At 72.9% G+C, this 19,607-nt stretch carries 15 protein-coding genes; 9 read left to right on the plus strand and 6 right to left on the minus strand.

Annotated elements, in window-relative coordinates:
* Positions 1-42: 42 nt before the first annotated feature.
* The 4 genes from ACFYZR_RS07335 to ACFYZR_RS07350 all read right to left on the minus strand — a co-directional run bounded on the left by ACFYZR_RS07335 (position 43) and on the right by ACFYZR_RS07350 (position 6,445).
* A complete protein-coding gene (locus tag ACFYZR_RS07335) occupies positions 43-1,749 on the minus strand; it encodes an acyl-CoA dehydrogenase (protein ID WP_391906370.1) in 1,707 nt (568 codons plus the stop codon).
* Positions 1,746-3,470 carry an acyl-CoA dehydrogenase family protein gene (locus tag ACFYZR_RS07340; RefSeq protein WP_391906372.1) on the minus strand — a complete coding sequence of 575 codons (1,725 nt, stop codon included), beginning with the start codon at positions 3,468-3,470 and terminating at the stop codon, positions 1,746-1,748. The genes ACFYZR_RS07335 and ACFYZR_RS07340 overlap by 4 nt, the downstream gene beginning before the upstream one ends.
* A complete protein-coding gene (locus ACFYZR_RS07345; RefSeq protein WP_391907298.1) occupies positions 3,467-5,338 on the minus strand; it encodes a fatty acyl-AMP ligase in 1,872 nt (623 codons plus the stop codon). Before ACFYZR_RS07345 ends, ACFYZR_RS07340 begins: the two co-directional genes overlap by 4 nt.
* 114 nt (positions 5,339-5,452) lie before the next feature.
* Positions 5,453-6,445, minus strand: coding sequence for a LuxR C-terminal-related transcriptional regulator (locus tag ACFYZR_RS07350; RefSeq protein ID WP_391906375.1), 993 nt, complete (start codon positions 6,443-6,445; stop codon positions 5,453-5,455).
* 307 nt (positions 6,446-6,752) lie between these two features.
* Between ACFYZR_RS07350 and ACFYZR_RS07355 the strand changes: the two genes are divergently transcribed.
* The 8 genes from ACFYZR_RS07355 to ACFYZR_RS07390 all read left to right on the plus strand — a co-directional run bounded on the left by ACFYZR_RS07355 (position 6,753) and on the right by ACFYZR_RS07390 (position 14,601).
* Positions 6,753-7,046, plus strand: coding sequence for a hypothetical protein (locus tag ACFYZR_RS07355; protein WP_391906376.1), 294 nt, complete (start codon positions 6,753-6,755; stop codon positions 7,044-7,046).
* A 256-nt stretch (positions 7,047-7,302) separates the two neighbouring features.
* Positions 7,303-9,135: a BTAD domain-containing putative transcriptional regulator gene (locus ACFYZR_RS07360; protein WP_391906379.1), complete on the plus strand. Its 1,833-nt coding sequence runs from the start codon at positions 7,303-7,305 to the stop codon at positions 9,133-9,135.
* 101 nt (positions 9,136-9,236) lie between these two features.
* Entirely contained in the window at positions 9,237-9,569 is a 333-nt protein-coding gene (locus ACFYZR_RS07365) for an ArsR/SmtB family transcription factor (protein WP_391906381.1), read from the plus strand.
* Positions 9,566-9,838, plus strand: coding sequence for a hypothetical protein (locus ACFYZR_RS07370; RefSeq protein WP_391906384.1), 273 nt, complete (start codon positions 9,566-9,568; stop codon positions 9,836-9,838). The genes ACFYZR_RS07365 and ACFYZR_RS07370 overlap by 4 nt, the downstream gene beginning before the upstream one ends.
* Positions 9,839-9,970: 132 nt before the next feature.
* Complete coding sequence (locus ACFYZR_RS07375; protein WP_391906386.1) at positions 9,971-12,097, plus strand: MMPL family transporter; 2,127 nt, start codon at positions 9,971-9,973, stop codon at positions 12,095-12,097.
* Between the two features lie 141 nt (positions 12,098-12,238).
* A complete protein-coding gene (locus ACFYZR_RS07380; protein ID WP_391906388.1) occupies positions 12,239-12,649 on the plus strand; it encodes a hypothetical protein in 411 nt (136 codons plus the stop codon).
* 121 nt (positions 12,650-12,770) lie between these two features.
* Positions 12,771-13,736, plus strand: a complete 966-nt coding sequence (locus ACFYZR_RS07385) for a TauD/TfdA family dioxygenase (protein ID WP_391906391.1) — start codon at positions 12,771-12,773, stop codon at positions 13,734-13,736.
* 73 nt (positions 13,737-13,809) lie between these two features.
* Positions 13,810-14,601, plus strand: a complete 792-nt coding sequence (locus tag ACFYZR_RS07390; RefSeq protein ID WP_391906393.1) for a DUF4097 family beta strand repeat-containing protein — start codon at positions 13,810-13,812, stop codon at positions 14,599-14,601.
* A 60-nt stretch (positions 14,602-14,661) separates the two neighbouring features.
* Here the strand turns inward: ACFYZR_RS07390 and ACFYZR_RS07395 are convergent, their stop codons facing one another.
* Positions 14,662-14,961, minus strand: coding sequence for a hypothetical protein (locus ACFYZR_RS07395; RefSeq protein ID WP_391906394.1), 300 nt, complete (start codon positions 14,959-14,961; stop codon positions 14,662-14,664).
* Between the two features lie 585 nt (positions 14,962-15,546).
* Between ACFYZR_RS07395 and ACFYZR_RS07400 the strand changes: the two genes are divergently transcribed.
* Positions 15,547-18,615, plus strand: coding sequence for a BTAD domain-containing putative transcriptional regulator (locus tag ACFYZR_RS07400; RefSeq protein WP_391906397.1), 3,069 nt, complete (start codon positions 15,547-15,549; stop codon positions 18,613-18,615).
* A 158-nt stretch (positions 18,616-18,773) separates the two neighbouring features.
* On the opposite strand, the gene ACFYZR_RS07405 is transcribed toward ACFYZR_RS07400, so the two are convergent.
* On the minus strand, positions 18,774-19,130 hold the full coding sequence (locus ACFYZR_RS07405; RefSeq protein ID WP_391906399.1) for an STAS domain-containing protein: 357 nt from the start codon (positions 19,128-19,130) through the stop codon (positions 18,774-18,776).
* Positions 19,131-19,607: the final 477 nt, after the last annotated feature.

The raw sequence follows: 19,607 nt of genomic DNA on the forward strand, positions 1-19,607 counted from the left end.
CGCCCCGCGGCGACGCGGGGCACGGCGGCGGGCCGGCGGGGCTCAGCCGGCGAGCCGGAGGGCGGACAGGTCGAAGGCCCGGCGGTCCTCGTGGCGGGCCAGCAGCTCGGCCCAGGCCCGCTCCTCGGCGTCCCCGGTGCCGGCGGCGGGCCGGCGGCCCAGGCGTGCGGCCAGCCGGCTCAGGCCGACGACCAGCCAGGCCGGGGGCCGGCCGGCGCCCTCCGGATCGTGCAGCCAGTGGCCGAGGCAGGACGCCGCGGCGAGTACGACGGTGTAGCGGTCGGCGAGGGTGAACGCCTCCGGCCCGGCGGTGACCGTACGGTCCTTGGGCCGCAGCTCCGCGCACCGGACCGTGAGCTCCGCCAGCTCCTCCGTGAACGCCGCGCACAGGGCCGCGAGGGGCCCGCCGTCGGCGGCGCGGGCGGCCGAACGGAGCACGGCGCTCAGGCCGTCGGCGCCCCTGGCGTTCATCTCCAGCGCCCCGAAGTCCAGTTCGGGCAGCTCCGACTCGAAGCGGAACAGCTCCGCCGGGGCCTCCTCGGCACCGCCGCCCCAGCTCTTCCTCGCCAGCTGGGGCAGCTGGGGGATGATCGTGGCCAGGCAGACCGTGCTGTTGGCGTGCCCGAAGGTCGCCGCCGGAAGGTCCCGGAAGACCTTCTGGAAGATCGCGTGCGGGCCGTCCCGGAGGTACGACCGCGCGCCCAGCACCGTGGCCAGCCGCCGGCTCGACTCCTGGAGCAGCTTCGGCACCAGGTACTTGGCCGCCGCGGTGTAGACGCTGGTCTGGGCCGGCAGGACGTGCAGGGCCCGGGCGGCCGTCATGGCGAGGCAGTCGGCGGTCAGCAGATCGGCGTACGCGGCGGTGAGCACCGACCGGGCGTGCGGGAGGTCCGCGACGGTCCGGCCGTAGAGCCGGCGTTCCAGCGCGAAGCGCAGGACGGTGCGCAGCTGGGTGTCGCCGCCGCCCACGGCCATGCCCGGCAGGACGCCCCGGGTGACCTGGAACGCCTTGAGCACGGTCTCCATGGCCCGGCCCTCGCCGCCCACGACGCCGACGCCGCCGCCGTCGGGCACGGTGCAGTCGGTGAACTCGACACCGCCGATCCGGCAGCCGCGCACCCCGGCCGTCCGGAACCTCGGCAGGTAGCGCCGCTGCTCATCGGTAAGGCCCCGCATGTCCACCAGGACGTGGGAGTGGCTGCGGGCGCCCGCCTCGTCGGCGGTGCGCGCCAGGAAGATCGCCGCGTCGGCCCGCGCGAGGTTGTTCACCACCTGCTTCCCGCCGTTGAGCAGCACCGTTCCGTCGCCCGGCACCGCGCGGAGCTCCACGCGGGTGAAGTCGTTGCCGTGCGCCAGTTCGTTGTACCCGGCGGCGATCTTGCCGCCCGAGAGCAGCAGATCGGCGGTCCAGCGGCGCTGTTCCTCGCTGCCGGCGGCCCAGACGCCCGCCGAGGCGATGAAGTTGGTGACGCCGTAGCCCAGTCCGAGGGTGACGTCCCGGCGGAAGAGCGTGCGCAGGACCCGCACCATGTCGTCGGCCTGGGTCAGCCTGCCGCCCAGCGAGCGCGGGACGAACTCCGCGTTGAGGACGAACGCGTCGAGCATCCGCTCGCCCGCGGCGAGGATCTCGCCCTGTTCGTCCGCCTCCAGGACGGCGCGGTGGCCGAAGGGGTTGGCGTCGTCATGGGGGTCGCCGAGCAGCGCCTCGAGCGCGCCGGCCCGGTCGAGGCCCGTCATCCGGTCGTTCATGTCCCGGCCCCCGTGGTTCGGTCGGTCAGCAGAGAGTGGAGGACACCGTCGCGGTGCCGCTCCAGGAGCGCGGGGACGAGGCGGTCGTAGACCTCGTGGTCCTCCCGGTCCCCCGGCCGGAGCTGGCGCAGGAGCCTGCTCAGGCAGGCGTCCAGCCAGTCGGTCTCCTCGCGGACCGTGCCGTCGGCACGGTTGCGCAGCCAGAGCTGGAGGCAGCACGCCGCGGCGAACACCAGGGTGTAGCGCTGAGCCAGTTCGAAGGCGTGCGCGGGTACGTCCCGGGAGGACGGGCGGTGGGCGGCCATCCGCTCGTGCAGCTCGTCGGCGGCCTCCCGCAGCAGCGCGGCGCGCTCCCCGAGCGCGGCCGGCACCTCGCCGGCGGCGGCCAGTTCGCGGAGCTCCTCGACGGCCGCGGGCAGGTTCTGCACCACGCTGCAGCCGTTGCGGGAGAGCAGGGCGAGCCCGCCGTGGTCGAGGGCGGGAGTCTCCTCGGTCAGCCGCAGCGCGGCCGAGAGCCCGTCGAGGTCCGCCCGTCCGGCCCGGTACGCCCGGGCCAGCGTGCCGAACTGGTTGATCAGCATGTTCAGGTTGACCAGCGAGTTGCCGTCGAAGATGCCGACGATGCGGTGGTCCCGCTCGAGCTTCTGGAAGCGGCCGTCGCGGAAGGTGCCCGCCAGGAAGGCGCGGGCGCCCAGCAGTTGCCCCAGGCGGTCGATCATCGTCTCCACGCCGGACGGCACCAGGTACTTGGCCGCCGCGGAGACGACGCTCAGCTCGCCGGTGAGGTGGTGGAGGGACCGGCTCGCCACCAGGGCCACGGCCTCGGCGACGAAGAGGTCGGCGCAGCTCTCGCCCAGCGTCCGCCGGGCCTCGGGGAGTTCGGCCAGCCGCCGGTCGTAGAGCCGGTGTTCGAGGGCGAAGTCCACGCCCAGGCGCAGGGCGTGGTCGGCGGCGCCGAGGGAGAGCGCCGAGCACAGGGTCCGGGTGATCTGCAGGCTCTTGAGCACGGTCTCCAGGCCCGTGCCCTCGGCTCCGACGAGGGCCGAGGCGGCCACCTTCGCCCCGGTGAAGGCGATGCCGCTGATGTCCGCGCCGCGGATGCCGTGCGTACGGGCCGCGGGCAGGCAGGTGTACGCGCCCTCGCCGACCTCCTCCTTGTCGACCAGCAGCACGCTGAGGGCGCGCGGGCCCCCGTCCGGGTCGGTATTGGCGAGGAGGGAGATGATCCGGCCCCGCGTCGCGTTGTTGATCAGCCACTTCTCGCCGTCGACGCGGTAGCCGTCGGCTTCGCGCGTGGCGGTGACGCCGCTCGCCAGCAGGTCGCTGCCGTGCTCGCGCTCGGTCAGGCCCCAGGAGACCACGGCCCCGGAGACGATGTCACGGCCCAGCCGGGCGGCCTGCTCCTGCGTGCCGGCCACCCAGACGCAGACGGCGCCCAGGTAGGTCTTGCCGTGCCCGATGGCGACCGTCAGGTCGCGGCGCGCGACGGCGCGCATCAGCTGGAGGACGTCCTCGTAGCTGCGCAGCGAGCCGCCGTGCTCCTCCGGCACGTAGTAGCCGGGCAGGCCGAGGGCGTCGAGCTCCCGGCAGATCTCCGCCGGGAACTCCTCGTGCTCGTCGAGCCCGGCGCACCGGGCGTACGAGAAGGTAGCCCCGGGGTCGTCGGGGTCCCCCAGCCGCCGGTCGAAGCCGGCGGCGAGGGCGTAGGGAGGATGGGTCATGCCGCCGTCCCGTCGGAGCCGCCGTCCTGCGCGGGCGCGGGACGGAAGCGCTGCCGGGTGCCGGGGGCGAGCTCCTCGTGGAGGACCTCGAGGGCGTTCGCCTGGAAGAGCTCGCGCATCAGCCGGCGCTGGATCTTGCCGCTGGTGGTCTTGCGCACCTTGCCCGGGCGGACGAGCACCACATTGCCGATGTGGACGCCGAGGCGGTTGCCGGCCTCGGACCTGATCTTCCGCACCAGCTCCTCGACGGGCATCTCGCCGAGGTCGCGCGGCCGGATCTCCTGGACCACGACGATCTCCTCCTGCGCCGCGACGACGGAGAAGACACTGGTGGTGCCGGCCGCGGCGGCCGGGTGGACGGCCCGCACCTCGCGCTCGATGTCCTGCGGGTAGAGGTTGCGGCCGTGGGTGATGACCATTTCCTTGATGCGGCCGGTGACGTACAGCTGGTCGCCGAGGAACGCGCCGAGGTCTCCCGTGCGCAGGAAGCCCCGCTCACCGCCGGTGGTCTCGGCCTGGAAGGTCTCGCGCGTCTCGCGCTCCTTGCCCCAGTAGCCGACGGCCACGCTTCCGCCGCGCACCCAGATCTCGCCGACCTCGCCCTCGGGGAGCTCGGCGCGGCTCTCCGGGTCGACGATCCTGACGTCCAGCTCGTTCACGATGCCGCAGCTGACGACCAGGGGGCCGTCCTCGTCCTCGCCGACGGGCCGCAGGACGTTCTTCTCCAGCGCCCGCGCCTCCATCCGGGTCACCAGCGGGGGGGCCTCCCGGCGCGTCCCGGAGATGTAGAGCGTCGTCTCGGCCATGCCGTAGCAGGGCAGGAACGCCTCACGGCGGAAGCCCGCCGCGGCGAAGCGCTCGGCGAAGCGGTCCAGCGCGGTGGCGTCGATGGGCTCGGCGCCGTTGCAGGCGATCTCCCACCGCGAGAGGTCGAGGCCGGCCAGCTGCTCGTCGGTGACCTTCCGGGCGCACAGGTCGTAGGCGAAGTTCGGGGCCGAGGTCACGAGGACGTTGTGCCGGTCGATCAGCCGCAGCCACAGGTGGGGCCGCTTGAGGAAGTCGACCGGGCTCATCAGGATCGCCGTGGACCCGAGGAAGAGCGGCAGCAGGAACAGCCCGATGAGACCCATGTCGTGGTACAGGGGCAGCCAGCTGCAGAAGGTGTTGTACCCGCGTATGCCGAGGCTGGACTCGATGAGCCGGAGGTTGTGGAAGAGGTTGGCCTGGGTGACCATGACGCCCTTCGGGTCACTGGTCGAGCCCGAGGTGTACTGCAGGAAGGCCAGCGTCTCGGAACCCACGCCCTCGGGCCGGGTCCAGCCCGCGGGGTCGGCCTGTTCCGCCACCGAGGTGGCGGTGCACACGATCCGGTCGAGGCCGTCCTGGCTGAGCCAGTCGGCGATCGCCGGCAGATTGGCGCTGTCGGTGAAGACCACCGACACGTCCGCGTCGAGCGCGATGCCGGTCGCCCGCGTCAGGTGGTGGCGGTGCCCGCCGGGGAGCGGTGCGGGGACCGGGGTGACACCGGCGTACATGCACCCGAAGAACGCCTTGACGAAGTCGAGGCCCGTGGGGTGCAGCAGCAGCGCCCGCCGGCCGGCCTCGATGCCCTGTTCGCCCAGCCAGACCGCCACGGCCCGGGCGGCACGATCGAGCTCGGCGAAGGTGAGGGGCTCCTCCACCGTCTCCCCGCCGTTCGCCTTCGCCAGCACGACCGCCACCCGGTCAGGAAATTCCTCGGCGTGCCGCGCGATGAAATCAGGAAAGAACTCCGACCCAGACATTCCCCACCCGTTAATTCGAATGACACGAAATACGGGTTCGCCTTCTTCCGCCCCCCGCAGTCGGCCGTCTCCGGCACTGCCCATTCTGATCCGCACGACTTGCGGATGTCCGCCTCGGGAGATGGCAGCATCTTGCAACGGCCGGACGCTGACATGGCGGACGGCGGGCGATGGAAAATGTATGGAAAATATATGGGGTCAGGACCCGGCGGTGATCCAGCCCGACTCGACGGCCAGCGCGCCGGCCTGGAAACGGCTGCGGGCACCGAGCCGGCTCATCAGATTGGCGGTGATCCGCCGGCCGGTACGGACGGACACCCCGAGGTTGCGCGCGACCACCTCGTCCGTGTGCCCCTTGAGGAGCAGGGTGAGCACGGCCCGTTCCTGCCCCGTCAGCCCCGATCCGTCCCGGCCCCGGTGGTCGCCCAGCGGGGCCGCCTCCTCCCAGAGCCGTTCGAAGAACGCGCACAGCACCGCCACCAGGCCCCGGCCGCGCAGGACCTGGGCACGGTTGAGCTCCCCGTCGACGTCGGCGGGGAGGACGGCGACCTGGCCGTCGTAGACGACCATGCTGAGCGGGAGCACGGCGACGGACCCGACCCGGCCTCCCGCGTCCACCAGGGCCCGGGCGAGGTGGGCGACGGCCGGATTGCCGAGCAGGCTGGCCATGCACAGGCACCGGATGTCCACGCCACGTTCCAGGAGTTCGCGGTCCATCCCCTCGGGCACCCAGGCCGGGGTGCTCGTCAGCGCACCGCCGGCGGCGAATACGAGGACCTCCGAACGGCAGTTGTGCGACAGCTCCAGCACCCTGTTGCGAATCGCGTCGGCGCCCTCCAGGAATTCGGCCTCCGGGGCGCCCCGCGTCTCCTGGGTCTCACGGTATTCGGCGATTATCTGAGCCATCATCAGGCGGTTGGACGCCACCTGTTGCTGGTATTCTTGGAGTTCCGCCTCCTGGCGGGCCAGCAGTGACGAGAGCCCCACCTCGGGGCTGATCGGCCGCAGTTCCCCCAATTCCTCGGAGGACGGGCGCACCAGCGCCAGCCTGGCCAGCTCGTCGAGGGCGGCCGCTACCGACGGTACGTCGAGGCCGACCCTCTCGGCGAGTTCCCCCAGGCCGGCATCGGGCTCCTGGAGCATGGTCCGGTAGACGGACTGCGCCACGGCACTCAGCCCGAGCGGTTCCAATGGGGCTCCTCCTCGCGGATGCGCTCGACAGGCACCTAGATCGACTTCGGCGCATTCTGCGTCACGTGTACATGGTTGGCAAGTAAGGGCACTTCTTCGGAAACGAAGACAAATCACCCTTCCATCACCCTGTCCCGCTACTCCCGGGCGAAATACCCAGAACCCCCGATGCTTGACATTGACCGCAGAAGCTACCCGACGCACCTCTGCCTCCACACCCATTCAACTAAGGTCAGGAGCCGCAGCAGCGCTCCTACGCCGCCCCTCCAACTCACGCCGCCGTCAGACATATCCGGATGGTCCAGACATGCACTTGATCAATGGTCGTCTCGACACCCCACAGTGCCGGGTCAGCGCCGCCTTCCTCAATCGGCTAGCGGCCGACTGCGCCGACGAGGAGGACGGTCTTGAGCACGTCTACACCCAGGTCGACCCCCGTGGCGCCGACATCGTGCTGTTCCTGCTCCAGCCCGACGCCGCCGCGGCGACCGCGGCGGCGGACCGGCTGCTGCGCCGCATGCTGGGCTCCGAGGCCCTCCACGACTGGCGGCTCGTGCACCACACCGGCCTGCTGCCCCGGCGGACGGACGACGAGCACTGACGGAGGCGGGCCGCACGGAAGCGGGCCGCACCGTACGAAGAGGGCCGCACCGTACGACGGCGGAGACCGGGAACGACCGAAGAGCGCGCACGGACGCTGACAGGTATCGGTCACTCGCAGGACCCTGACACCCCAACGGGCCGCATCACCCCCTCGCGGACAGCAGAATCGTCCAGGGCGAGCCGTTCCGGGGGGACGGCCACAAGGCGTCGGCAAGGGGCACTCGGCACGAGGCACCCTGCTCGTTGGGGGCAACATGACATTCCATCTCCTCGGCCCCGTCGAGGTCCGTGAGGGTGGGACCACCCTCGACGCCGGCGGGCCCAAACCCAGGACCGTCCTCGCCGCCCTGCTGCTCGCCGGAGGCCACGTCGTCTCCGACACGACGCTGTCCGAGATGCTCTGGGGCGGCAATCCGCCCGCCACCAGCCCGACGCAGATCCAGACCTATGTGTCCCGGCTGCGCCGGCTGCTGGGCGAGGAGACCCCGATCGTCCGCCGCCGCCCCGGCTATCTGATGCGCGTCCCGCCCGGTCTGCTCGACCTGACGGAGTTCGAGCGGCTGGCCGCGGAGGGACGGGGCCAGCTGGCCGCCGAACGCTTCCACGAGGCCCGTGAGACGCTCACCGCGGCCCTCGCCCTCTGGCGCGGCCCCGCGATGTCCGGGGTCACGGAGCACCTGATCCACCTGGAGGGGCCCCGGCTGGAGGAGCTCCGGCTCGCCGTGACGCTGGACCGCGTCGACGCCGATCTGGCCCTCGGCAGACACGCCGAGATCATCTCCGAGCTGACCGGCCTCGTGGCCCAGTACCCGCTGCGGGAACAGCTCTACGCGCGGCTGATGACCGCCCTGCGGCTCTGCGGCCGGCAGGCCGAGGCGCTGCGGCTCTACCACCGCTGCAGACGCACCCTCGTGGCCGAGCTGGGCGTCGACCCCGGCGACGAGCTGCGCGCCCTCCACCAGCGGATCCTCCTCGACACCCGGCAGCCCGCCCGCCGCGACCCCGCGCCGCCGGCCCAGCTCCCGCCCGCCCTGGCCGACTTCGCCGGGCGCGAGCCGGAGACGGCCCGGATCACGGAGGTGCTGCGCCCCGGCGACGGCCCCCGGCCGGTCTGCGTGATCACGGGGATGGCCGGGATCGGCAAGACCGCGCTCGCCGTCCACGCCGCCCACGGGCTCGCCCCGCAGTACCCCGACGGCCAGCTGTACGCGGACCTCCGCGGCACCGGCGAGCACCCCACCCGCCCCGTGGACGTGCTCGTACGCCTGCTGGAGTGCCTGGGCGTGCCCACCGCCCGGGCCTCCGACGGCCTCGACCGGCTCTCCGCCCAGTACCGCAGCAGGCTCACCGGACGCCGGATGCTCCTGCTGCTCGACGACGCCGCCGACGCCCACCAGGTGCGGCCGCTGCTGCCGGGCACGCCCGGCTGCGCCGTGCTGGTCACGAGCCGGGGCCCGCTCGCCGCCCTGGCGGGAGCCCGCTCCGTCCACCTGGGGGGCCTCGCCCCCGACCGGTCGGCCGAGCTCCTCGGCCGGATCATCGGCCATCACCGCACGGCCGCCGAGGAAGAGGCGGCCCGGCGCATCGTCGAGCTGTGCGCGGGGCTCCCGCTGGCCCTGCGCATCGCGGGCGGCCTGCTGGCCAGCCGGCCCGAGCGGCCCCTGGCCCGGCTCGCGGACCGGCTCGCGGACGACCACCGGCTCCTCGACGCCCTCCGGCTGCCCGGTCTGCAGGTGCGGCCGCGGCTGGAGGACAGCTACCGGGCGCTCGATCCGGACGCCCGACGGGCCCTGCGCCTGCTGTCGCTCCCCGAGGAGCCCAGCTTCTCGCTCTGGACCGTGGCGGTGCTGCTCGACCTCCCCCTGACCATCGCCCGCGAGATCGTCGAGCGTCTTCTGGACGCCCGGCTGCTGCAGGTGACCACCGGTCCCTCCGCCGGGCAGGACCGGTTCTCCTTCCACCGTGTGGTGCGGGCGTTCGCCCGGGAACACGCGGCGGAAGCCGACGCCGGGGAGCGCGGCGCCGCCCTGGAGCGGGTCCTGCGGGCCTGGCAGGACGGGCAGGACGGAACGGGGGCGGTCGCCTGAACCGACCTCCCGGCCGGGCAGGACCCGGCACTCACGCCAACGCTTGCCTGCTCATAGTGACACCTGTAAGGTTCTTCTTACATACGTAAGAGGAAGTGGCTATGAGTCATGCGGTCTTGACGGGGGATGAACTGCTGCGGACCCTCGCGGCACTCGCCAACCCGCACCGGCTGCGGATCGTGGCTGCGTTGGCAGAACAGCGAAACTACGTAAGCCAGCTCGCTCGCGAGCTCGGCATGAGTAGGCCACTCCTGCATCTGCATCTCCAGCGACTCGAAGCGGTCGGTCTGGTGATCGGCTCCCTAGAGCTCTCTGAGGACGGTAAGGCGATGAAGTACTACGAGGTGGCGTCGTTCGACGTGCACCTGACACCCAAGGCGATCGCGGCGGCCGCGCCGACGCTCACCGGAGACGAGAAGGGATCTCAGCGATGAACCTGACCCCCACCGTCCTCCTCGCCGGGGGTGTCGACGGGCCGGGCTGGAGCAAGGGGCTCCTGACCGCGATAGCCGTCGTGTGCATAGCGGTGATCATCGGCATCACCAAGGTCATCCTGGCCCATCGCACCAAGCAGCCCACTTCCGACGAGTACCGCACTCTCCTCGAAGAGGCACTCGACGTACAGAACCGCACTGCCGACGAACTCAGTGAGATCAAGGCACGCATGGCCACGATCGAAAAGATCATTCGCGAAGTCGAGTAGCGAAGTCGGCACCCACGAAAAACCCCGGGCCATCGAGCGGCAACTCGACGGCCCGGGCGGTGGAAGCCGTGGCATCGCGCCCATGGGCGCGCTTTCGACAGCACACACTTCCTCTAGAAAGGAGAGCACCTCGTGCTCCCCTCAAGCAAGTTCGGGACCCGCATAGCGGGTCTCACCTGCGGACGCGTCACAAAATGGCTGGTGGTCCTGGCCTGGGCCGCCATCCTCGCCGTCGCCGTCCCGATGGCCGGCAAGCTCAAGAGCGCCGAATCCACCGATTCGACCTCCTCCCTCCCGTCCGGGGCGCAGTCCACCCTGGTCGCCGAGGTCGCCGACCGCTTCCCCGGCGGTGACCGGATCAGCGGCATCATCGTCTACAGCCGGGACGGCGGCATCACCGCCGACGACCGCGCCAAGGCCGACCGCGACCGCCAGGCCTTCGCCCGTATGACCTCCACCGAGGTGGCGCCGGCCAGGACCTCCCAGGACGGCAAGGCCCTCGCCCTCGGCGTCTCCCTCCCCGGCGACGTCGAGATGGAGCCCCTGCAGAAGCTCCAGGACCAGGCCAAGGACGGCCTGCCGCAGGGCCTCGAAGCCCACCTGACCGGCTCCGCCGGTGACCGCCTCGACTCGCTCGACTCCTTCAAGGGCCTCGACGGCACCCTGATGCTCGTCGCCGCCGGCGTCGTGGCGCTGCTCCTGCTCCTCACCTACCGCAGCCCCGTGCTGTGGATGCTCCCCCTCATCGGCGCGGTGGTGGGCAGCGAGCTCGCCAACTCCGTCGTCTACCTCCTGGCCAAGCACGCCGGCCTGGTCGTCAACGGCAAGATCGACTCGATCCTCGTCGTCCTCGTCTTCGGCGCGGGCACCGACTACGCCCTGCTGCTCATCGCCCGCTACCGCGAGGAGCTCAGGAACTACGCCGACCGGCACGAGGCCATGGCCGTGGCCGTGGCCCGCGGCGGCCCCGCCATCATCGCCTCCGCCGGCACCGTCTGCTTCGGCCTGCTGTGCCTGATGGCCGCCCAGCTCAAGCTCAACCAGTCCCTGGGCCCGGTCGCGGCGGCCGGCATCGTCTGCGTCCTGCTCGCCATGCTCACCCTGCTGCCGGCGCTGCTCACCATCCTGGGCCGCTGGGTCTTCTGGCCGCTGGTCCCGAAGCCCGGCACCGCGGCACGGACCCGTCGCACCGTCTGGGACCGGATCGGCAGCGGCGTCTCCCGCCGCCCCCGTACCGTCTGGATCGCCTCCACCCTGCTCCTCGCCGCCCTGGCCACCGGTGCCTTCGGCGTGAAGTCCGGGCTCGACTTCGAGCACACCTACCGCACCACGCCCGACTCCGTCACCGGCCAGAAGGTCCTCTCCGAGCACTTCTCCGGCGGCGGCGGCAACCCCGTACGGGTCGTCTCCGAGGCCGGTGCCGCGGACGAGGTCGCCAAGGCGCTGCGCGGCGTCAAGGGCGTCGCCGAGGTCAGGCCGGCCCAGCTGTCCAAGGACGGCAAGCTGGCCGCCATCCCCACGGTCCTCACCGACGCCCCCACCAGCAAGGCCGCCGAGGACACGGTGGACCGGGTCCGGGACGCCATCCGTGAGGTGCCGGGCGCCGACGCCAAGGTGGGCAACAGCGCCGCCGCCACGCTCGACATCGCCCGGGCGCAGGCCCACGACCGCAAGGTCGTCATCCCGCTCGCGCTGGCCGTGGTCTTCGTCCTGCTCGGTCTGCTGCTGCGGGCGCTGGTCGCCCCGCTGCTGCTGATCGCCACCGTCGTCGTCTCCTACTTCTCCTCCCTGGGCGCCAGCTGGCTGCTGTTCAAGCACGTGCTGGGCTTCCCGGCGGTGGACGACACCCTGATCATCTACGGCTTCATCTTCCTGGTGACGCTGGGCGTCGACTACAACATCTTCCTCGTGCACCGCATGCGGGAAGAGGTCGCCGGGAACCCGACGGACCGCGGCCACCGGGACGGCGTCCTGCGCTCCGTCTCCGTCACCGGCGGTGTGATCACCAGCGCCGGCGCGGTGCTGGCCGCCACCTTCGCCGCGCTCGCGGTGCTGCCGCTGGTCTCCATGACCGAGCTGGGCATCATGGTGGCCCTCGGTGTCCTGCTGGACACCTTCCTGGTCCGCTCGATCCTGGTCCCGGCGCTGGCCCTGGACACCGGCCGGAAGTTCTGGGCGCCCAGCAGGCTCTCCGCCCGCCGCTCCACCCCGACGGCCTCCCGTCCCACGGACACCCTCGTGGGCTCCGGCCGCCGCTGACCGGCGCGTGCCGGGGCGGTCACCCCCGCCGTCCCGGCGCCGCCTCCCCCTGGCGGTGCCGGGACGGATCCCGCCCCGGCACCGCCATCCCCCGGCAGTCCTCCCCGGCAGTCTTCGCCTCCTTGAGCAGAGTGAGTCGCCATGCAGACCCGCTATCCCGAACTCGCCGATGACCAGCGGATCACACTGTCCTCCCCGCACTGGTCCATACGGGCCGCGAAGGCCGCTCCCGGACGCCACGCGATCGCGCTCTACCACGACGACACCTTCGTCGACGTGCTCGTGCAGACACCGATCTACCAAGGGCTGATCCGGGACGCCTGGTACGGGAAGGGCGCGGACGGCGAGGCCTGGACGATGGCGTGGGGGCGGCTGCCCGCCGGCGCCACCACCGTGGACGTCGAGTTCACCGGCCGCGGCCGCACGCTCCACCGGACCGAGCCGTCCGTGCTGGCCGAGGCCTTCTGGTTCGCCGAGGCACCCGGCAGGTTCCACCGGGTCTCGGTGTCGTCCGGCGAACTGCGGGACGTCGTCCGGCCGGCCGAGCGGTAGGGAACAGCGGTAGGGAACGCGCCCGAGCGGCAGGGAGCGCGCCCGTCACGGCCCGGTCCGAACATCCATGGAAGAAATATGGAGTTCGGTTCGATGATGTGCGGGATTACGCCAAAAGGCCGTGCGCACAGCGAAAGAGAACGGACAGGACATGCAGCAGAGCTGGACACCGAAGGAAATCACTCCGGAATCGGTCGGCGCCGAGCCGACCGCGGACGGACTGCGGGACCTCCTCGGCGGCCGGTTCGACGTCGCGGACCAGCTCCTGCGCGAGAAGGCGCTCGTCTTCCGGGGCTTCGGAGTGGCACCGGGAACGCTCGACCCGGTCCTGGACCTGCTGCTGCCGAACCGGCTCGCCTATGTGCAGGGCAACTCCCCCCGCACCAAGGTCGGCGAGAACGTGTACACCTCGACCGAGTACCCGGCCGAGTACGCGATCTCGATGCACAACGAGCTGTCCTACGCCCACCAGTGGCCGGCCCGGCTCGCCTTCTTCTGCGAGCAGGCCGCGGCCACCGGCGGCGGCACCCCGATCGTCGACAGCGCGGCCCTGCTCGAGGCGCTGGACCCGGAGGTCCGGGCGGCCTACGCCGGTGGCGTGCGCTACACGCAGAACCTCCACGGCGGCCACGGGTTCGGCAAGAGCTGGCAGGAGACCTTCGAGACGGACTCCCGGGACGAGGCCGAGGCGTACCTGGCCTCGACCGGCGCCACCTGGGAGTGGAACGGCTCGGGCGACCTGAAACTGCGACAGGTCCGGCCGTCCACCACCCGGCACCCGGTCACCGGGGCCGAGGTCTGGTTCAACCAGTCCGACCAGTGGCACGTCGCAGGCCTGGACGGCGAGACCGCCCGGACGCTGGCCCAGATCCTCCCGGAGGACGACCTCCCGCAGTCCGTGAGCTTCGCGGACGGCACCCCGATCCCCGCCGAATACATCACCCACGTCAGGGACACGGCATGGCGGCTCGCCGTCGACGTGCCCTGGCGTACGGGCGACCTCATGGTGATCGACAACGTGGCGGTGGCCCACGGCCGGCAGTCCTTCACCGGACCCCGGCGTGTGCTCGTCGCCATGTCGGACTGACCGACCCGGCCCCCGGGAACGGGGCGGCCCCTTCGCCGCCCCGCCCGGCAGCTTTACTCAGCAAGGAGTTTTGGTGAATACCTCCCGTACGGTGATGGGATCCGCGCTCGCCGCGATCGCCGGTCTCCTGCTCTGCGGTTGTTCGCTGGACAGCGGCATCAGCCGCACCGTCTCCGACACCGCCGAGGTGAACCAGGACGTCTCCGCGATCGACCTCAAGGACAGCGGCGGCGTGATCACCGTGCGGCCGGGGCGGGAAAAGGGCGTGAAGATCGAGCGGACCGTCCACTACTCCGGGGACCGCCCCAAGCCGGACCAGGGCGTCGACGCCGGCGTGCTCAGCTTCGACCAGGGCTGCAGCGACTGCTTCGTCGACTACACGCTCACCGTGCCCGCGGCGGTGCACGTCAAGATCGACACCAGTGGCGGCACGGTCAAGGTCCAGGGCGTGAACAAGGTGGACGTCCAGGCCTCCGCCGCGTCGGTCTCCGTCTCCGACGTCCCGGGCCCGGTCAAGGTGCGCGGCTCCTCGGGTGCCGTGCGGCTGGACGCCCTGCGCGGCCCCGTGGACGTGAAGACCGCGAGCGGAAGCATCAACGGCACCGCCCTGCGGTCGGCCGACGTCGTCTCCCGGTCCACCTCGGGTGAGACCCGGCTCGTCTTCGCGTCGGCGCCCAACTCCGTCAAGGCGCGGACCACGGGCGCCGACCTGACCCTCGAACTGCCGGGCGGCCCCTACCGGGTGCGGAACGGCGGCTCGGTGCCGTCCTCGGCCCGCATCACCGTCCCGCAGTCCGGAACGGCCGACCGCGTCATCGAAGCCGAGGCGGTGTCCGGGCAGTTGAAGGTCGTCCCGCCCCAGTGAACGGACGGGCGTCCCGGTCGGTCGAGGGACGGGCGTCCCGGTCGGCCGAGGCGTCCCGCCCTACCCGGTCTGCCCGACCTGTTCGCGCAGACCGGTCCGGCGGCGGAGGCTCACGACGCCCGGGGTCTGGACCCCGCAGGCCAGTACCGGGGTGCGGGGCTCGGGGACGACGGCACCCGCCCCGCCCTCCGGGGAAGGACCGACGAGCATGTGCCGCGCCAGCTCGTCGAGCGCGGCCGTGACCCGGCGCGGCGCCCATCTCAGCCGTTCCGACAGGCCCGCCACCCCGTCGGACGGATTGTCGTCCAGCGCATGCCGGATGATCTGTACATCCGAGCACAGATTCATCTGAATGGACATATTTTCCCCCTAGTTGTACTGCTGCAGAGGTCCATCCGGCGCAGGGATGCGTCGCTCCCGCGCATGGCGCCTCCGTACTGGCTGTGCGGCCGCGCTCAAGGCTCACCGAGCGCGACACCGGACCGCCCGCGCGCCGACTCCGCGCCGCACGCGCGTTCGCGGACAGGTTCACGCCTGCCGGCCTCTCCCAGGTAGATCCATTCCCCCTGTATCACCCACCGGACTGACCAGGGGGCATTTTAGGCGCCCCCAAACGGCGAGTACAAGCCAGGCTTACCTGCGGTGAACCCGCTGAAATAGGCCGGAGTTAGCCGCGGTAAGGATGGGGACAGCCATCCACAAGGGTTATGGATAGGCCTACTTCCGTAAAACCGCCACGCTTCGCCGACTATCTGTCACAGAACACGCACATACGCACCTTGCCGCCGGGCGCAGAACTGGCCATCACTTGGGTGACCTATAACCGAGCCTTTCCCGAGTTCAAACGGCACGCCTCTCGGCCTTGCATTGCCGTGCGCCGTCCCGGGCGCCGAGTACTGTTATTTCGCATATAACGGAACTAATGACGTCAGGGAGCGGTGCCGCGTGGACGACCAGGACGAGCCCCAGCACCGCCTCCGGTTCCATGTGCTCGGCCCGGTACGGGCCGACCGTGACGGCCAGCCGCTGCCGCTCGGCTCCCCGCAGGAGCGCGCCGCCCTCGCGATCCTGCTGCTGCGCGACGGCCGCTCCCTCACCGCCCCCGAACTCGTCGACGCCCTCTGGGGCGACGACCCGCCCCACCGCGCCATGGACACCCTGCGCGCCTACGTCACCCGGCTGCGCGCCGTCCTGGAGCCCGGCCGGCCCTTCCGGGGCCGCGCGAAGGTGCTCGTCTCCACCGGCGGCGGCTACGCCGTGCGGGTGCCGCCCGGAAGCCTGGACGCGACCGTGTTCGAGGACCACCTCGCGGCCGCCGCCACCGCCCGCGCCGGCGGCGACCCCGCCGGGGCGTACGCGCGGCTGACCACCGCCCTGGCCCTGTGGGAGGGCACCGCGCTGGCCGGGCTGACCGGCCCGTACGCCGAGCGCGAGCGCGAGCGGCTCACCGAACTGCGCGCCACCGCCCGCGAGGACCACTTCGACTGCGCCCTCGCGCTGGGCCGGCACTCCGAATCGGTCGCCGGGCTGCGCGCCCTGACCGCCGAACAGCCCCTGCGCGAGAGGCCGCGCGCCCTGCTGATGCTGGCCCTCCACCGCGCCGGGCGGCAGTCCGAGGCCCTCGCTGTGTTCAGCGAGAGCGCCCGCCTGCTCCCCGAGGGGCCCGGCCCCGAACTCGTCCGGCTGCGCGAACGGATCCTCGCGGGCGACCCCGCCCTCACGGCCCCGTCCGCCTCCGGCGCGGCACCCCCGGCCGCGGAGGCACAGAGCGCCCCCGTGCCCGAACACGCCGCACCCGACTTCCTGCCGCCGGGACCCGCCGGCTTCACCGGCCGCGAGACCCTCACCGCCGAGGTGCGCGAGGCCCTCGCCGCGGGGGGTGCCGTCGCAGGGGGTGCCGTCGCAGGGGGCGTCGTCGTCCTCACCGGCCCCGGCGGCGCCGGCAAGACCGCGCTCGCCGTCCGCACCGCCCGTACCGTCCGCGCCTCCTACCCCGACGGCCTGTTCCACCTCGACCTGCGCGGCACCGACCCCGAACCCGTCGACACGGGCACGGCCCTCGCGGACCTGCTGTACGCCCTCGGCGTCACCGACGCCGCCCTGCCGGACGGCATGGAGCGCCGGGCCGCGCTCTACCGCTCCCTGCTCGCCGACCGGCGCGTGCTCGTCGTCCTCGACGACGCCCACGACACCGCGCAGGTGCTCCCGCTGCTGCCCGACGCGCCCGGCTGCGCGGCGCTCGTCACCACCCGCTCCCGGGACCTCGACCTGCCAAACGCCCGGACGGTCGGCGTGGACGCCATGGAGGAGAAAGAGGCGCTGGCCCTGCTGACGGCGGCCGGTGGCCGCGCCGCCCCGGCCGTCGCCGGGGGCGACGCCGCCCGTTCCGTCGCCGCCGCCTGCGCACGGCTGCCGCTGGCCCTGCGGATCGCCGGCGCGCTCCTTGCCGCGCCCCCCGCCTGGCCGCCGTCCGACCTCGCCGCCCGGCTCACCGAGGAGCGGGGACGGCTCGACGCGCTGCACGCCGACGTCGACGTCGACGCCGGGACCGACGTGGATGCCGGCGCCGATGCCCTCGCCCTGGAGGCCGTCTGCCGGGTCGCGCACGACGCGCTCGAGCCCGAGGCGGCCCGCGCCTTCCGGTTGCTGGCCCTTCCCGACACCGGTCCGCTCGACGCCGACTCGGCCGCCGCCGTCCTCGACCTCCCCGAGACCGCGCGCGCCGAGGCCCTCACCGACGGGCTCACCCGCGCCGGGCTGCTGGAGTCACCCGCCCCGGGCCGGCACGGCCACCACGCCCTGGTGCGGCTGTCCGCCCGGCGCCAGAGCGAACGCACCGACAGCCCGCCCGTCCGCGACGCGGCGCTGCTGCGCCTCCTGGACCACCAACTGGCCACCGCCGTCACCGCGCTCCTGCGCCTGACCCCCGACAGCCCCCTGCCCCGCCACCTCCTGCACCACCTCGCCACCGCGGGCCGCCCCCCGGCCGACGCCGGCGCCGCCCGCGCCTGGACGCACGACGCCCACGCGCACGTGCTCGCCACCGTGCGGCAGGTCCTGGCACAGGACGTCCCCGGCGCCCTGCGCCCCGCCGTCGACCTGCTGACCGTCTGGGCCGAACTGACCGCGGACACCGCCCGGCGCCAGGACCTGGAGCCGCCCGCCCGGCAGGCCCTGGACCGGGCCCGGGAGCAGAGCGACGACACCGCCACCGCCCGTACGCTGCGGCTGCTCGCCACGCCCCGCCCCGGCCCGGACACCCATGAGCGCGCCGCGCACGACCTGCGGGAAGCCCTGCGCCTGGCCGAAGGCGCCCACGATCCGCTCACGCCCCTCCTCGCCGGGTACGAACTCGGCGTCGTCCTGCTGGAGCTGGACCGCGCCGACGAGGCGCTGCCCCTGCTCGTACGGGCCGAGGAGGGCCTCGGCCGGGAGGGCGCGAAGGGCGTCGCCGCGCAGGCGCTGGCCCACGCGGCACGCGCGTACATCGCGCTGGGCCGGCCCGAGGAGTCCCTCGCCGCCGCCGACACGGCGGCCGAGCGGGCGCGGGAGCTCGGCCACGGGCGGACGCTCGCGCTGGTGCTCCTCCAGACGGGCCGCGCCCATCTGCGGGCCGACCGGACGTCGGCGGCCGCCGACCGGCTGCGGGAGGCCCTGGCCGTCGAACCGGAGGGGACCGACCCCCGCCGGGAGGCCCTGGTGTGGACGTGGCTGGCGCGCTGCCGGCTCGCGCAGCTCCGGCACCGCGAGGCCGTCGCGGCCGCGGACCGCGCGCTGGCGCTGGAGGCCGGGCCCGGGGACGACCGCGTCCGGGGCCTGGCCCTGGCCGCCCGCGGCCGGGCCCAGCTCGCCCTCGGCGAACCCCGCCTCGCCGAGGGCGCACTGCGGGAGGCGCACGAGGTGCTGACACGATGGGGCGCGACGACGGAGGCGGCGGAGGTCGCGACGCTGCTGGCCGAGGAATTCCCGGCGGGCGGCCGGGGACGGGGCGGGGCGGACGGGCCGACCCCGTAGGCCGGCCCCCTACCCCCGCCCCCTACCCGGCCAATCCGTGCCGGGCAATCGGGCTGGGGGCACCTCCCAGCGGTAGCTGGGGGAGGGTGGGGTAGAACCCGCGCCGAAGGCGCGGAAAACCCACCGGCGGCGAGCCGAAAGTCAACGGAACCCCGCCGTCAGGCGGGAACGCTGCCCACCGCAGACGGCGGAAACTCCTCCAGCCAAGCGAACGCCGCCTCGACCCCGGCGATCCGGATCACCTTCGAAACCATCGCCCCGCCCCGAACCACCCGCAACCCCGCCCCGCACCGCGCCGCGCGCGCCCGCACCCGCAGCAACAGCCGTACGCCGCTGGCGTCCAGAAAGGTCACCCCGCGCAGATCGAGCACCAGCTCACCGCGGCAGCGCGCCGCGACGCCCTCCATCCGCGGCCCCAGCGTCTGCTCGGCCAGGATGTCGATCTCACCGGTCAGTTCCATGACCACCGCTCCCCCCGCCACGCGTTCCCGCATGGTGAAGGCGAGCTCGTACACGCCCATGGCGAACCTCACCGCCCTCCCTCATCGGGCACATCGTGTGCCTTTCTGGTGCCCCGGCCGTGGGCCGATTTCACCTCTGAGGCCCAGCCGTGATCCGGCGGAATCCGGGCCGGAAGCACGGAAGCCCCGGCCCCGGACCACTGTGCGCGTTGTGGCCCGGAGCCGGGGCTTCCGGCGAACGTGGGACGGGGGAAGCGGCATCGGGGGGACAACCGCTTCCCCCGACGAGGACACGGCCTCCAAGTACGGGCCGCGGTCGGGGGGATTCGCACGGCCCGGACCCCGCAGTGAGGTCCGTATCCCTGGTCCACGAGATTCCTGCCAGATCCGTGGACCGCCCCTCCATCCTCCGCCCCGGCACGAGCGCCGGAGTCTGCCGAAGGGCCCGGTTTGCAGGGTCCAAAGTCCTTAAAGTCCGTGTGAGGGGTGTGAATCGGTCCACACCGCGCCCGCGTTCCCACCCGCGCTCCG

It is taken from the genome of Streptomyces sp. NPDC001678, from assembly GCF_042892945.1.
Lineage (GTDB): Bacteria > Actinomycetota > Actinomycetes > Streptomycetales > Streptomycetaceae > Streptomyces.